The sequence below is a fragment of the Nostoc sp. genome, from assembly GCF_036917355.1.
Lineage (GTDB): Bacteria > Cyanobacteriota > Cyanobacteriia > Cyanobacteriales > Nostocaceae > Nostoc.
Genome location: NZ_JBALDP010000062.1, coordinates 209,777 through 225,049, shown reverse-complemented (window position 1 = coordinate 225,049; position 15,273 = coordinate 209,777). Strand labels below are relative to the sequence as shown.

12 protein-coding genes are annotated in these 15,273 nt (G+C 41.4%); 6 read left to right on the top strand and 6 right to left on the bottom strand.

Annotated features, from left to right (window positions below; translation table 11 throughout):
• Positions 1-60: 60 nt before the first annotated feature.
• A complete protein-coding gene (locus V7K53_RS19340) occupies positions 61-837 on the top strand; it encodes a Uma2 family endonuclease (RefSeq protein WP_335199087.1) in 777 nt (258 codons plus the stop codon).
• A 232-nt stretch (positions 838-1,069) separates the two neighbouring features.
• Here the strand turns inward: V7K53_RS19340 and V7K53_RS19335 are convergent, their stop codons facing one another.
• Positions 1,070-3,217, bottom strand: coding sequence for a hypothetical protein (locus V7K53_RS19335; protein ID WP_335199086.1), 2,148 nt, complete (start codon positions 3,215-3,217; stop codon positions 1,070-1,072).
• Between the two features lie 79 nt (positions 3,218-3,296).
• On the opposite strand from V7K53_RS19335, the gene V7K53_RS19330 reads away from it, so the two are divergent.
• Entirely contained in the window at positions 3,297-3,464 is a 168-nt protein-coding gene (locus V7K53_RS19330; protein WP_335199085.1) for a hypothetical protein, read from the top strand.
• Between the two features lie 207 nt (positions 3,465-3,671).
• On the opposite strand, the gene ligA is transcribed toward V7K53_RS19330, so the two are convergent.
• The 5 genes from ligA to V7K53_RS19305 form a co-directional block, all read right to left on the bottom strand.
• Positions 3,672-5,708 (bottom strand): NAD-dependent DNA ligase LigA, encoded by a 2,037-nt coding sequence (gene ligA, locus V7K53_RS19325; protein WP_335199084.1) that lies wholly within the window; start codon positions 5,706-5,708, stop codon positions 3,672-3,674.
• A 118-nt stretch (positions 5,709-5,826) separates the two neighbouring features.
• On the bottom strand, positions 5,827-5,997 hold the full coding sequence (locus V7K53_RS19320) for a hypothetical protein (protein WP_335199083.1): 171 nt from the start codon (positions 5,995-5,997) through the stop codon (positions 5,827-5,829).
• Between the two features lie 93 nt (positions 5,998-6,090).
• Positions 6,091-8,382, bottom strand: a complete 2,292-nt coding sequence (glgB, locus tag V7K53_RS19315; protein WP_335199082.1) for a 1,4-alpha-glucan branching enzyme — start codon at positions 8,380-8,382, stop codon at positions 6,091-6,093.
• A gap of 298 nt (positions 8,383-8,680) precedes the next feature.
• Entirely contained in the window at positions 8,681-9,013 is a 333-nt protein-coding gene (locus V7K53_RS19310) for a hypothetical protein (RefSeq protein WP_335199081.1), read from the bottom strand.
• 514 nt (positions 9,014-9,527) lie between these two features.
• Entirely contained in the window at positions 9,528-9,737 is a 210-nt protein-coding gene (locus tag V7K53_RS19305) for a hypothetical protein (protein ID WP_335199080.1), read from the bottom strand.
• Between the two features lie 493 nt (positions 9,738-10,230).
• On the opposite strand from V7K53_RS19305, the gene V7K53_RS19300 reads away from it, so the two are divergent.
• The 4 genes from V7K53_RS19300 (at position 10,231) to V7K53_RS19285 (ending at position 15,139) form a co-directional block, all read left to right on the top strand.
• Entirely contained in the window at positions 10,231-10,911 is a 681-nt protein-coding gene (locus tag V7K53_RS19300) for a hypothetical protein (protein ID WP_335199079.1), read from the top strand.
• Positions 10,912-11,007: 96 nt separating this feature from the next.
• Positions 11,008-12,846, top strand: a complete 1,839-nt coding sequence (locus V7K53_RS19295) for a peptidoglycan D,D-transpeptidase FtsI family protein (protein WP_335199078.1) — start codon at positions 11,008-11,010, stop codon at positions 12,844-12,846.
• Between the two features lie 281 nt (positions 12,847-13,127).
• On the top strand, positions 13,128-14,225 hold the full coding sequence (locus V7K53_RS19290; RefSeq protein WP_335199077.1) for an iron-containing redox enzyme family protein: 1,098 nt from the start codon (positions 13,128-13,130) through the stop codon (positions 14,223-14,225).
• Between the two features lie 218 nt (positions 14,226-14,443).
• Complete coding sequence (locus V7K53_RS19285) at positions 14,444-15,139, top strand: SAM-dependent methyltransferase (RefSeq protein ID WP_335199168.1); 696 nt, start codon at positions 14,444-14,446, stop codon at positions 15,137-15,139.
• The last annotated feature ends 134 nt before the right edge of the window (positions 15,140-15,273 follow it).

Genomic DNA, 15,273 nt, shown 5'->3' with positions numbered 1-15,273 from the left:
CCCTTTTTTTGCTCCTAGTATCGCCTGCGATAAGATCGAAAATAAATTCATGCTGTGTTTATGGCAACCCAACTCAGCCAAGCCAAATCACCAACAGAACTGGTAATCTCTTGGGAAGCCTTGCCCAAAGATTTTCAACTAGAGGATGAACCAGTGGAGAATACCGGTCAGCCACTTTTGGCTGGTGCTTTGCGTGAAAGCCTAGAAATCAGTGGATTCATCCAACCTCAAATGTTGATAGCTTCAAACTTTGGTCTTTGTGCGACAGTCAACGAGCAATTTATTGCCAAAGCACCAGATTGGGTTTATGTGCCGTCGGTCAATGAAGTGATGGCTAACCGCAAAAGTTATACACCTAATTTAGAAGGAGATATTCCGGCGATCGCTATCGAATTTTTATCCGATACTGAGGGTGGAGAATATTCAGTCAAGCGAACTTATCCACCAGGAAAATGGTTTTTCTACGAGCAAATTTTGCAGATTCCCATCTACGTTATTTTTGAACCTTATGGCGGTTTATTAGAATATTATCAACTGGAAAATAAGCGCTATGAGTTAAAGCAACCTGACGAAAATGGTCGTCATTGGATTGATGTAATGGGCTTATTTTTAGGAACTTGGCAAGGAACAAAAGAAGGTCGCGCTGGGTATTGGTTGCGCTGGTGGGATCGAGATGGTAATTTGTTAGCGTGGGCTATAGAACAGATTGAACAAGAACGTCAACGTGCCGAACAAGAACGTCAACGTGCCGAACAAGAACGCCAGCAAAAAGAACGATTGATTGCTTACTTACAATCTCAGGGTATTGACCCGAATAACTTGCCCCTATTTGAGTAGAGGCAATTTTAAAGTCCCTATCCCAAGCTTGAGAGAGGAATTTAGGGTGAGGGTTTTTTATTCATACAAGAAGTCTAATCATCCGATTTTGCAAAACTAGTTTGCTATATCAATGCTGAATTATGACTGAGAAACAAGATCCCTGACTTCTTTAAAAATTCGGGAATCTGCGGCTTATAAATCGAATAGGATTATTACAAAAATCCTAAATCATTTTATGAATTAATACCGATCACTCTGGAAATATCTTTTTTAGTTCAGAAATAATATCAGAGTGGCTTCTTTTCCAATCTTCCCATGCATTTTGAATAGCTTCTTTTTGTTCTTGCGTTAACTGCCAAGAAAGTGGAGGATTAATTTTACCACGAGGAAATTTAATAGGAATATGTATAATTTCTATTCCTTTTTGACAAGATTTCTCTTTTAAAAATTGCTGCACTTTTTCCGGCTCATCATGCTTGTAGCCACATTTATACTTGTCTGTCAAAAGTTCTATATTTAATGTATTGCCTTCGTTCTGTGTATCACTACGAACATTTAATAAAGCGAGCAATGAACCAATAACTTCCATCTGCCATCCCGGAGCGCCTTTTTCTTTTTGAAGATTCTCATCATCAGGAAAAGCATTGATTTGGATTAAAACAACTTTTTTAATTTGGTAAGATTGCTCAGATTCTAATAGTTGATTCAGTAAATCGATGGTAGTACCAATACCAAAGTTGTCGAAGTAACCACCATCACCTATATGATAATTCCATCTAGTGTCTTGGCTAGGACGACACACAGGAGATACATAAGGAAAAGTGGCAGATAATCTAGCGGCTGTCGTCACATCAATATCATATTCTGGATAAAGGGTATTAAAATCTATAGATTTGCAATCCTTATGCGGACTAAAAGTCATTGGACTAACTAAAAAACGCCGTCCATCTTCAACTAAAGTTGCATTAAAAATAGGAATAGGAATAATTCCTTGGTCAATTTTGTCACTCCAGCTACCTAAACTTGCATTGGGATTTTTCAGTTCCCCTTTCCAATCTATTTCGATAGCAGTACCACGGTCTTGCTCAGTTGTAGTATTGTCCTCTTTCTCTTTTGGTAAGACAAAAGGTAAACCAATAAAACGAAGTAAATCTGGATAAGCGAATCCCCAACCTGTAGCATCTAAACTATCTTCTGTAGCGCTTTTAAAAATCTGTTTTAATTGATTTTCTTCTGGATAACCCCGATCTCCAAATCTATCCAAATAAAACATTGTTCCGACAGAACCACCAGAAACTGAGCTTATCCAACCAATAGCTTTGGTAAATTTAGATCCAAGTTCTTGCTGTAAACCAGTTAAAACTTTAGCTGTCCATCCAGATGCTTGAATACCTCCACCACTAGCACAAACTACTACTAAAGTTTTATCTTCAGTTTGTTGATTTTTAAGACGTTGAGAGATAACATTAATCCACTTTTCTTTTGTTGGTTTTAGCCAGTTATTTTTTGAGTATATTTTGTAAAAATGGTCTACCTGAAAAATAGCATAAGAAACAGATGAAATTGCTAAAAATAATAGCAATGTGGGAATGCGAGACACATCAACAAAGTAAGAAATTCCTCCTATCCACACTACAATAACTGACAGAATGAGAGTAATATAAAAAAGAGCCGGAGCTTCAAATCTATTGCTAATTGGGCGAGGTTTCAAAATAAAATAACCTAACCCATAAACAATTAAGAGAAAAATTGAAAATACTGATATTGCAGCAATTCCGTAAGATAAATTACCATTTACATCTACATAACCCCTTTGTATTCTTTCTGGAAAAAAAGAACTTATTTTCAATAAAACCTGTTTTAAAAACTGATTATATTCAAAAAAATGCTTGTTAAAGTAATTGGTTATTAGCAATAGAGCTCCTGCAATAATGCCAAATATAATTCCCCAACCTTCCCAGCTACGATCTGCTTCTTGTATTTCTTTTTTAGAAAGCTGAGTCGCCTTTATGGCAATCGGAAGACTTAAGATAATAGCGATTAAATATTGGAGGAATTCTGGAATTCCTTGCTGCTGAGGTACATCAAAACGAAGATGGGAATTATACAAGATGATATCGAAAACTTGTATCGTAGCCAGTCCTGCTAAAACTGCACCTCCAATAACTAAAACCAATTGATTATTAGCGCGAAGTACAAATAAGTTTTTCAACATCGCTGATAAACCAGTATTCACTGAAATTGTTGGCAAGAATAACAGCAATAAACCAACAATTATAGGTACTCGCAAAAAGAAAATATATTGCAATACACTGTAAAAATTTTGTAGCATTAAAATCAGGAATGCTAGTCCCAACCACAAGACAATACCGTTAAAAACCTGTTGTCTTTTGTTCATAACAAATCTCTGTAAATGTACAAAAATTTAATTGTTTTTGTTCATATTGGCTTATATCTTGCATCCAGCTTTCAGATAAATGAGATTGAAGAAGAATTTAGGAGTCACAATTCAGGAGCGGAGCCGGAGACGCTCCGCCTCCGCTCACTCCGGTCAGAATCAAGACGCTTGTGGACTCGCTCTAGAAGCAAGATATAAGCCAATAAAGTTTGATACACAAGAAGATATCAAAATTCCGCAAAAGTGATTATGAAGTTATATTTAGTTAAGTATTAAGGAGTGCTAAATATGTATTGATACCAGAATCTAAAAAATATAAAGCATAAGCAGATTTTATCACCCAAGTAAATAATGCAGGTTGGAGCGGTTATACTTTTGGGCTAATTGATAAATATGAGTTAATTGCCTGGATTCGTTCGCTAAATATATAGTTTTCCAGGCTATTTACCTGATTTTAATCTTCAAGCATCTCCAACAATTGCACCTCGCTTAACTGTGTAATTCCCAACGAAATTGCTTTTTCTAACTTGGAACCTGCATCTTCTCCTAAAACTAAATAATCGGTTTTTTTACTCACTGAATCAGTCACTTTTCCCCCAGATTTTTGAATCAAAGCCTTCGCTTCATCTCGCTTTAAGGTTGGCAATGTACCTGTAATTACAAAAGTTTTACCTGCAAATTTTTGATTACCATCCCCAACTATTTTTGTTTCCTCGGTGGCAGTTAATTGCAATCCTTCTGCTTGCAAGCGTTCTATCAATCTTTGGTTAGCATCAATCCGAAACCACTGGTACACAGATTGGGCAATTTCAGCACCAATACCATAAATGCCTTCAATATCTGATTGCTTTGCTGCCGCTAACTGCTCTACAGTGAAATATTTCTGAGTCAATAATTGAGCGTTGACACTTCCAACATGACGGATGCCTAAACCATACAATACCCTTGACCAAGATTGATTTTTTGATTGAGCGATCGCATCCACTAATTTCTCTGCCGACTTTTTTCCCATCCTTTCCAATGCAGATAACTTCTCTGCTGTCAACTCATATAAATCGGCAACAGAATGCACCAAACCTTTATCAACGAGTTGATATACTAACTTTTCCCCCATACCTTTAATATCTAAGGCATCACGACTTACCCAATGTTCAATGGAACCTTTGAGAATCGCCGCACAGGAAGCATTGACGCACCGAGTCACCGCCTCACCTGATTCTCGCACCACCAATTGGCCGCAGACTGGGCAATGGGTAGGCATAAGGAAGGGTTCGGTGTCAGCGGGACGGAGTTCTTTGATTACCCTCAGTACTTCTGGAATGATTTCTCCAGCTTTGCGGACGATGACAGTATCGCCAATGCGGATGTCTAATTGAGTAATGCGATCGCTATTATGTAAAGTGGCGCGGGAAACTGTTGTTCCCGCCAGTTGTACCGGGCGCATCTCTGCTAATGGTGTTAATGCCCCTGTTCTCCCAACATTTACAGCAATATTTTCCACACGCGTAGGTGCTTCTTCGGCTGGGTACTTTAAGGCTACTGCCCACCGGGGAAATTTTTGCGTAAATCCTAGCTGTTCCTGAACTTTAAAAGAATTCAGCTTCACCACTACCCCATCAGTCATGTAGGGTAAATTCAGCCGTTCCGTATCCCAATATTCATAATACTTTGCCACTTCTGCGATCGAAGCACAGAGTTTATGGTTGGGGTTGACTCGAAAACCCATCTTTTCCAACAACTCCAACGCTTCCCATTGGGTATTAGCAATACTGGTGTCATCTCTACCAGGAATATGCAGGGTGTAACCAAAGAAATCTAACCGCCGTTTAGCCACAATGCGGGGATCTAATTGCCTGAGTGTACCAGCTGCGGCATTACGGGGATTAGCAAATAATTGCTCGCTGGCTTTTTGTCTTTCCTCGTTAATTTGTTTAAATACTTCCAACGGCAAAAACGCCTCACCTCGCACTTCTACCCTTTCGAGAATTTCTAACCCTTCAAAATTCAAACGTAAGGGAATTGAGCGAATTGTCCGTACATTTTGGGTAATATCTTCACCCGTTACCCCATCACCTCTAGTTGTCCCTCTAACTAGAATGCCATTTTGGTAAGTTAGAGCCAAAGCAGAACCATCAATTTTCAGTTCGCTGACATATTCCACTGAATCTATTTTCGGTACTTGTCGCCGCCAACGCTGATCCCATGCTTGCAACTCATCAATATTGAATGCATTCTCCAGACTGTACAAGGGGATATTGTGCCGCACCGAGGTAAACTGCGTTGCCGGTCTCTCGCCTACCCGCTGAGTCGGACTATCGGGTGCTGTCAATTCTGGATATTGAGTTTCTAGTTGTTGCAATTCTCGATATAGCTGGTCATAGACTGCATCCTCCATGATTGGAGTATCTAAGACGTAATAAGCATAGCTTGCTTGTTGCAATAACTGGCGCAATTCTTCTGTGCGCTTTACTTGAGGTTTAATCTGTGTCATGAGAATTTTTATAAAATATCTAGGATTAGGACTAACAAATCATACATATGTACTATACAAAATTTAGGCTTTTGAGTCATATCTAAAGCTAAATAAGTTTTACCAAATCCCCCGCGATCTAATACTTATATAGGGCGATCGCATCGAAAACTTCAGTAGTACGCTTCCCCTGAGTACTAAGTATAATTCTATGGGTAAAAAATTTAGAGCGATCGCGAGTCAATAAATCGCTATATAAAAGAATGTAGAGAGGTAGCACTGCTACATCTCTACAAAGGTAATAACTCATATTTAATTTCACCAGAGTCTATTGAAAACTGGGTTGAGTAGCTGTGAATAGGCGAAATTATCTGTAGGATGGGGCATCCCCCACCCCAAATTGTTATCCCATCATCTCAGCAGTCTTCTTCTTATCCAACTTCAGAATCAACACACCCAAAGGTGGTAAACACAAATCCAGTGAATAAGGACGACTGTGCAAAGACCAATCATCCGTCCATTTACCACCTAAATTGCCCATATTACTGCCGCCATACTGACGCGCATCACTATTGAACAACTCGGTATAAAATCCCTTTTGCGGTACACCGATGCGGTAATGAGAATGGGGTTGTGGTGTAAAATTACAAACCACGATCGCAAAATCATCAGAATCGCGATCGCGACGAATAAAGGAAACTACACTATGGCGGTTATCGCTACAGTCAATCCACTCAAACCCAGGTTCAGCAAAATCTTGGGTGTACAAAACTGGTTCAGAACGGTAGAGATGGTTCAATTCCCGGAAAAACGTTCTTAACTGTTGGTGGGCTTCATGCTGTAATAAATGCCACTCCAAATCAGCCCAAGCATTCCACTCACTCCACTGCCCAAACTCCATACTCATAAACATGGTTTTCTTGCCTGGGTGAGCAAACATATAGCTAAATAAACAACGGATATTAGCTAACTTCTGCCATGTATCCCCCGGCATTTTGCCGATGATATTGCTCTTACCATGCACCACTTCATCGTGGGACAGAGCCAGCATGAAATTCTCGCTGTGGTTGTACCACATACTAAAGGTGATGTTGTTTTGGTGGAACTGACGGAACCAAGGGTCCATGCTGAAGTAATCCAGCATATCGTGCATCCAGCCCATATCCCACTTCAAGTTAAAACCCAGTCCGCCTGTATAGGTGGGCCAAGATACCATTGGCCAAGAAGTAGATTCTTCCGCAATTGAGAGAATTCCAGGGAAATAGCTAAAGATAATGTGATTTACCTGACGCAGAAAATCTGCTGCTTCTAGGTTTTCTCTGCCGCCGTACTGGTTGGGCAGCCATTCTCCTGGTTCGCGGCAATAGTCGTTATAGAGCATCGAGGCAACAGCATCGACACGAATCCCGTCAATGTGGTACTTGTCGAACCAGAAGAGAGCATTTGCTGCTAAGAAATTACTAACTTCATGGCGACCGTAGTTGAACACCAAAGTACCCCATCCTTTGTGTTCGCCTTTGCGAGGATCGGCGTGTTCATATAAGTGGCTACCATCAAAGAAAGCTAAACCATGTCCATCTTTAGGGAAGTGACCGGGAACCCAATCCACAATTACCCCTATATCATTTTGGTGACATTTGTCAACAAAATACATGAAATCTTCGGGTCTGCCGAAACGCGAGGTAGGGGCGTAGTAACCAGTTACTTGATAACCCCAAGAACCATCAAAGGGATGCTCCGCAATGGGTAGCATTTCTATGTGGGTGTATCCTAATTCTTTGACATAAGGAATGAGTCGGTCTGCCAGTTCCCGGTAGGTAAGGAAACGTGCGCCCGGTTTCAGTTCCGAAACGACAACTACAGGTTCCGTTTCACCATTGGGGAGTTTCGCTGGTTCTGCACTCGAAGCATGTAACCAAGAGCCTAAATGTACTTCGTAAACTGAAACTGGCTGAGTCAGCGGGTCACTACGACGCCGCTTTTCCATCCAGTCTTCATCACTCCAACTGTAAGTATCTAAATCAGTGACAATGGATGCCGTTTTCGGACGGGGTTCCTGCTGAAAACCGTAGGGATCGGATTTTTCGTAAATGTGTCCTTCAAAATTTTTGATTTCATATTTGTAAGACTCCCCTACACCAATTTCAGGAATAAACAATTCCCAAACTCCGGTGGGGCCTTTACGCATCTGGTTTTTACGTCCATCCCAGAGATTAAAATCTCCCAACAATGAAACGTTGCGAGCGTTAGGTGCCCAAACAGCAAAATAAACACCTTTAACGCCGTCTATTTCCGTGGGGTGCGCTCCCAGTTTTTCATATATCCGGTGATGGTTGCCTTCACCAAACAAATGCAAGTCAAAGTCTGTCAAGCGGGGAGAACGAAAAGCGTAAGGGTCATAGATGACACGCTCATGTTCTCCTTCTTTAATCCGTAACTGGTAGTTTGCCAGTTCGGCAGTTTCAATGGTGCATTCAAAAAAGTGAGGATCGTGCACCGTTTGCATTGGGTATTCCTTGCGTTGTTCAGGAAGAACGACCCATGCTGCACTTGCATTTGGTAAGTAGGCCCGCACAGCCCAGACAGTTTTGCCGTCTTGTTCTATGGGATGAGAACCTAGTATTTCAAAGGGATCGTTATGCTGATTCCAAACGATGCTGTTAACCTGTTCAGGGGCGATCGTGGTCATGGACATGAAGCTACCTAAGTGAAATAACGTGATTGACTAAATCTACTTTTTTAATATCTATATATATTCTTTACATTTATTTGCAATTTTGTCGCCACCGTTATCCTACATCAGAATGGGGTATTGAGCATGAGGCGTTGGGCATAGGGCAAAACAGTTTCGGGTTCCGAGTGCTGAGTAGGAAATCTTACTTCTTTACCCAGAACTCAGCACGGGCTAAACCCTCGCTATCCGCTAACATAACTGGGCACTATTGAGGGGTATTGGGCAGAGGATGAATGACAAATGACTAATGACGAATTTATCAAAAATTTAAAAATGGGAAAAACTGCAATAATGTTTTACGTAAGCGAAGCAAGAAAATCTGTTCTCGAATTTTGGGGTCTAGTTTTGGTGGCGGGACTTCTTGCAGTTGGGCTTGCAATTGGATATACTCGGCAGCTGTTAAGGATTTTCCATCAATAGGCGATCGCGCTTCTATAATAATCTTTGTCCGTAATATTTCTTCTGGTGTATCTTCTGGTGGCGGTAATGCTATTGCTGCCGATCTCCAATAGCTACCTAAAACAATCGAAGTTACAGTAATTACAATTAAGCTCAGTAATTTTATAGATTTTCTCGTTTTAACTCTCCTCATCTCCCGAACTACCTTCACAACGCAGGATGAAAATCTCTTTTTCTCATACCCAAATTTTCCCAATAAAAATCTGGCAACATCAAGGGAGATTACCAAGTCTTTCCTGATACGGAATAGACTACAGGAATGCTCAAGAGCAATTGCCAGCGATCGCGATAAATTATTTTACCCTCTCAAAACTCAGTAGTATAAGCAATTTAAAATGCCAAACGAGGGAAGTACCTGCCGACAAAATAGCTTAGGTTGACTCAACTCTCTTGGACTAGTAACAAGGTTTGAGCGGGTGGGAATTTCAGGAGGACACTTGGTAGAGGACATAACCCTCTTTACCAGTGTCCTCTACTTACTGCCCTACTTAGTTGATATTCGAGCAAACTCTAGGCTCTGATAAACCAGCATAAAAATGAGGCTTTTTCGTGAACCCAATTAATTCGAGCGATGTTTCGAGCTATGTAGTGAGGAATGCTGTCACTAAGTAGTTCTGGGTGCGATTTAAACTAAAGTTTAAGATGCCTTATTTAGGAGTCGCTGCGGGAGTTGCTGCGGGAGTTGCTGCGGGAGTTGCTGCGGGAGTCGCTGCGGGGGTAGTCTTAACAGGTGCGTCAGTTGGTTCACCTGTAGCAGCTGGAGTAGCAGTACCACCACCATCACCACCACCTTCACAGGCCCCAAGAATTGCAGCCAGACTTAACATTAAAGCAAAACCAAAGATTTTTGTTTTCATAACTCCTCTTTCACCAATTGTGGCTAGAACAATTTTTCGCCTGTTGAATACGATACCGTATTTATTGCTTTTTTTAAATTCTGCGAGATTACATACTTAAAAAAAACAATCCTTTGGGGTATTGTTTTTGGAATTACGTATCCTGGTTAGTTTCTCTTAACTCAGGAGCAAAACGAGAATTACCAACTTATTTAGCAAACGGAGCTATGATAGCAAAAAATTTTATTTTTTTCACAGAGTATTGCATCTTGCTACGTGACGTTGCCATACTTTAGGTGCGATACCTAAAGGGTAAGCTGTCCAGTTTCTAATCGCTGATTGCAAACATTGCATATCTAGGGGATGCAAACATTGATACAGCTACCTCTCAGAAAAGTTAAAAGCGTATAGTCTGTTATGTGTGCTTGTTGCACAGAAGGTGATTTAAACCTGAGCAAAAACAGATAATCAATCTAAAGTGCAGTATTTCCCATCTAAAAAAATTTAAAAATCTATGGTAGTTGCTCGTAAATCTACTGTTTCTACAAGGGGTAATTGGTTCCGGCGAGATTCTATCCTTTCTTTAGGAAGGCGGCGCTCTGCGCCTATGGAGTCAGCAGCACAGGGCGCTTCTACACCAGTCTCGTCTCAAAAACAACAGCGTTCCTCAAAAAATTTAGCGGTTTCTCCCACAAATAAGGCAGTTATAGCTAAATCGGTGAAAGAGTTGGGTAGACAACAATTACCAAATCTCAACGAGCAGTTGAATACGAACCTAAAAAGTCCGGGGGAAGGTTTTCTTGGGCTTCCCACAATGCCTAATTCTGGAGCTGCACCTTTGTGGTTGCTGCGCTTGTATACCTTTCATCGTTATTCGTCAGTTGTGGCGTTCTTGTTAGTAGCATCGACACTTGCTGTTTATGCTTGGACAGTCTATTCTCAAGAGCTTTGGGGTCAGTCATATCGCAGATTGCAAAACCTCCAACGTCATGAACGGCTGCTAACGACAACCAACGCGACGCTGAAAAATAAAATGGCTAATGAAGCAGAACAACCAACAGCAGGGCTGGTATCGCCAACTCCTGAAGGAATGATTTTCTTGCCGCCAGCATCTGGGAGTCCTAAGTCAGCATCGCCTAACACAACGCCAAATTCTGAAACCCAACCGCAAACACTCTCGCCACTGGGATACTAATCCCTAAGAGTCATTTGTCATTTGTCATTAGTCATTAGGACTGAGACTTCTGGTTAATCACAAAAGGCAACAGACAAAGGACAAAGGACAAACCCAATGCAGAAGTCACCAAGCAGAACAAAATTCAGAAAGTTTCGGAATTCAAAATTTACAGGGCGACACAAGGGTGAGAAACGAGGGCTTTTGGGAAAATTAGCCTCTAGTATGCAAAACCAAACATCCAACACTAAGTCCCGACTGTTCATCGTTTGGGGCGTATTAATGGCATCAGGGTTGGGTTTGGCTATTAACTTGTATAATCTCCAAATTGTCAAGGGGCCAAAGTTAACTGAGTATGCACGCAACCAGCAAATGGTGGATGTGCGACCTTTTATGCCCCGTCGCCCGGTGGTAGATCGCAATAGCGATCTGTTGGCTATTGACCGTCCTGTATATACTTTGTACGCTCATCCCAAGCTGTTTGATAAGTCTAATGAAGATATCGCAGAGCGACTTGCCCCAATTTTGGCAAAAGATACTGCTGAATTGGTGAAAACTTTTCAAAGCAAAAGAAGCGGAATTATACTTGCGCCAGCCTTACCAGAAGAAATTATCGATCGCGTCATCTCTTTGCGCTTAAATGGCTTGGAGTGGGCTCAAAAATACTCCCGATTTTACCCGCCAGACGATTTGGTTGCTGATGTGGTGGGCTATGTGAATGTTGACCGCCGCGGTCAAGCTGGTGTGGAATACTCTCAAGAGAAGTTGCTAGAACGTCCCGTGCAAACGGTGCGGCTCAGTCGGTCGGGAAATGGGATCTTGATGCCGGATCGTGCGCCCGAAGGTTTTTTGCATTTTGACGATTTGCGATTACAACTGACTATCGATAGCCGTCTACAACGAATTGCTCGGATTGCGCTCAAACAACAGATGGAGAAGTTTGCCGCCAAACGCGGAGCGGTAATTGTTATGGATGCATTGGATGGTTCCTTACTCGCCCTCGTTTCTCAACCTACTTATAATCCTAATGAATATGCTAAATCTGATATTTCACTATTTAAAAACTGGACAGTAGCGGATCTTTATGAACCAGGATCGACTTTTAAGCCTTTGAATGTGGCGATCGCTCTGGAAAATGGCATCATCAAACCAGATGATATGTTTAATGACTCTGGTTCTATTCGAGTCGCTAATTACACTATCAAAAATGCGATGAATAATGGTAATGGGCGAATCAGCATCGCTCAGATTTTGCAATATTCTAGCAATATTGGCATGGTGCAAATTATCCAACGTTTAAAGCCTTCAATTTACTACAACTGGTTAGAACGTTTAGGACTAGGACAAAAAGTTGATACAGATTTACCTTTTGAAGTCGGCGGACGGCTTAAAAGTCAAGAAGAATTTATCGCTTCGCCAATTGAAGCAGCTACTACTTCCTTTGGACAAGGCTTTTCCATGACACCCTTGCAGCTAGTGCAAATGCACGGTGCTTTAGCTAATGGCGGTAAGTTAGTTACACCCCATGTAGTTCGCGGGTTGATTGATAGCAAAGGGCAGATGCATGATTCACCTACTCACACCATCCCCCGGCAAATTTTTTCAACCGCAACAACTCAAAAGGTTGTGGAAATGATGGAAACTGTTGTTACTCAAGGCAGCGGTAAGCCGGCACAAATTCCGGGATATCGCATTGCTGGTAAAACTGGTACAGCCCAAAAAGCTAGTCCCAATGGCGGATACATCAAGGGTGCGAGAATGACCAGTTTTGTGGCTATTTTACCCGTAGAATCTCCTCGCTATGTAGTGTTTGCATTGGTGGATGAGCCAAAAGGAGAAAGTGCCTATGGTTCTACTGTCGCCGCGCCAATTGTGAAGTCGGTGATCGAAGCACTTATTCCTCTTGAGCAGATTCCGCCCAGTAAGGCAATTGAGGAACAGAAGGGAGTGCCGTAGGGAGTGGCAGGGGAGCAGGGGAGCAGGGGAGCAGTACTTCTCTACGAGACGCTGCGCGTAGCTTGCTTCCCCGGAGGGGTACGGCTACGCTCAGTGACCGAGGAGCAGGGGGGCAGAGGGGTAAGGAAGAAACAACTAATGCCCAATGCTCAATGCCCCATTGCTTTAAAACTTAATTTTTCTTTATAACCAGGGAAAGAGGTACAGAAAGCTACTGGTGTGGAAACCTAGATATTAGAGGTGAAAGTAATTTCTCACTTTTCCAAAGTACCGAAGATTCCATGCAAAGCAATTTAGTTATATTTCCTAAGACTGAGGCTGCGAAAAATAGCAGGCAAACTAAAGAAAGAACAATTACCAAGTACGACCGTGCTGAGGAGCAATTTATAGAATTGCTAGCGATGGAAGATTTGGATAATAAATTGAATGCAAAACCTTCAATAGCCAGTGAGTTTGAACAGTCACTCTCTATGGCAATTGACGCTGCTTATAAAAACGATCGCTCTGATGAACAGGCTCACCGTTTTCTGCAACGGATACTTTATCGAATTAATCGGCTAAAGCTGTTCTGGTACGATGATTTGCAGCATTATAACAATGAGCGATCGCTGTATCTGCACTCTTGTCGTAACCAAATTGAAGCTGCTTGGCAACGGTGGGAACTAGCACAAATTGATGTGGCTGCACTGCAACAATTGGATGTAAAACAAGCTTTAATTGAGCGTGCATCTGCCGATTTAAATCCGCCTTTGTCGGAGAATAGCCGCTACATTCGTGAAGAAATGACTGAAGCTGGCTATCGTCACTTGCTAGCGATCGGCTCCTTTGATGGTTTGGTTGAAGGTAGTCGTCTTTGCTACGTATTGGGTGGTGCTGCTAATGAAATCCAGTGTACGTTGGTGCGAGTACTACTAGAAGAGTACGGCAATGGTCGTTTAGCCCGCAAGCACTCGACATTTTTTGCTCAAATGCTGGCTGAGTTTGGAATGAACACTGAACCAGAGGGATACTTCGATTTAGTTCCTTGGGAAGTCCTAGCTTGCGATAATCATAACTTTCTGACTACCGATCGCAAACGCTATTTCCTGCGTTACAGTGGCGCGTTGACATATTTTGAAGTGGCTGGCCCTGCGACTTATAAAAACTATCTGGCGGCGGCGCAACGACTGGAACTATCAGAGGCGGCGATGGGTTATTGGGAACTACACATCAAGGAAGATGAACGCCACGGTCGCTGGATGTTAGATGATGTGGCTTTGTCTTTGGCAGAACAATATCCCAATGATGCGTGGGAACTGCTGCTTGGCTATGACCAGGAGAAACGAATGGGCGATCGCGCAGCTAGTGCTGTTATGCGATCGATACGCGAAGCAGAATAAACCGCTTACTTATGCGATCAATCCCAAAAATTATCAATAGCAGGTTATTCTTAGCCTTTTAATTTGACATTTCTAAGTCAATTTATTGCTAATTGACCTACAAACATATTTCTTTAGCAAAGGGTTTGCTAAAGGAACAGTTTTTTATTGCCTCAACACAAGGTAATAAAGAACCTCCTAATACATTGATTATACCTTACACTTTGAATTGTAGTCAAATGAAAGATATCTTTTTTTGTCCTGAAGAATCTAATTTCTACTCAAATTGCTTAGAAAGTTTTGTGATCAGAAATTGTAAAAATTCTGAATCTATTGTGGAGTTTGGTTCAGGAGATGGTAGCCCTGTAATTAATTCCTTATTGAGAAACAAGTTTGATGGAGTCATCCAGGGATTTGAATTAAATACTTCTGCATGGAAAGTTGCAAATTCAACTATCGATGAATACAATCTCACTAATAAATACATCATTCAAAATTCATGTTTATTTAATTCTTCTCAACCTGATGCGGAGTATCTTGTAGCTAATCCGCCCTATCTCCCCGCACCAGATAACGATATTTATATGCCACTCTTATTTGGGGGTGTAGATGGAGCTACAGTTACCAATGAGCTTTTATCGTTAGGTTATGAAAATGTATTGGTTTTAATATCTAGCTTTTCTAATCCAATCAATACGTTGAACATAGCAAAAGAAAATGGTTATTATGTTCAAAACTTCATGGTTTTACCTTTACAGTTCGGCTATTATAGCTCTGACCCCAAGGTAAAGAAGCACATCGAAAAACTCCAAAAAAATCAGATGGCATTTTATTCTGGCGATTACTATTTTTTAGCCGGAGTTTTATTTAAAAAATCCCAGGAGTCTGCAATTGATTTATCTAATCAATTAGCTCAGGTGATGACTAGTTTGTGAAAATAAAGAACAACTTAAGTGATGTTATCCCTTGCCTAAAGTACAGATGTGTCTCTAAGCCACGCTTCGAGACATATCCTCAAAGATTTTCAACAAGCATTTTTATAAATCCGTATTCCCAAGCAATCATTTTG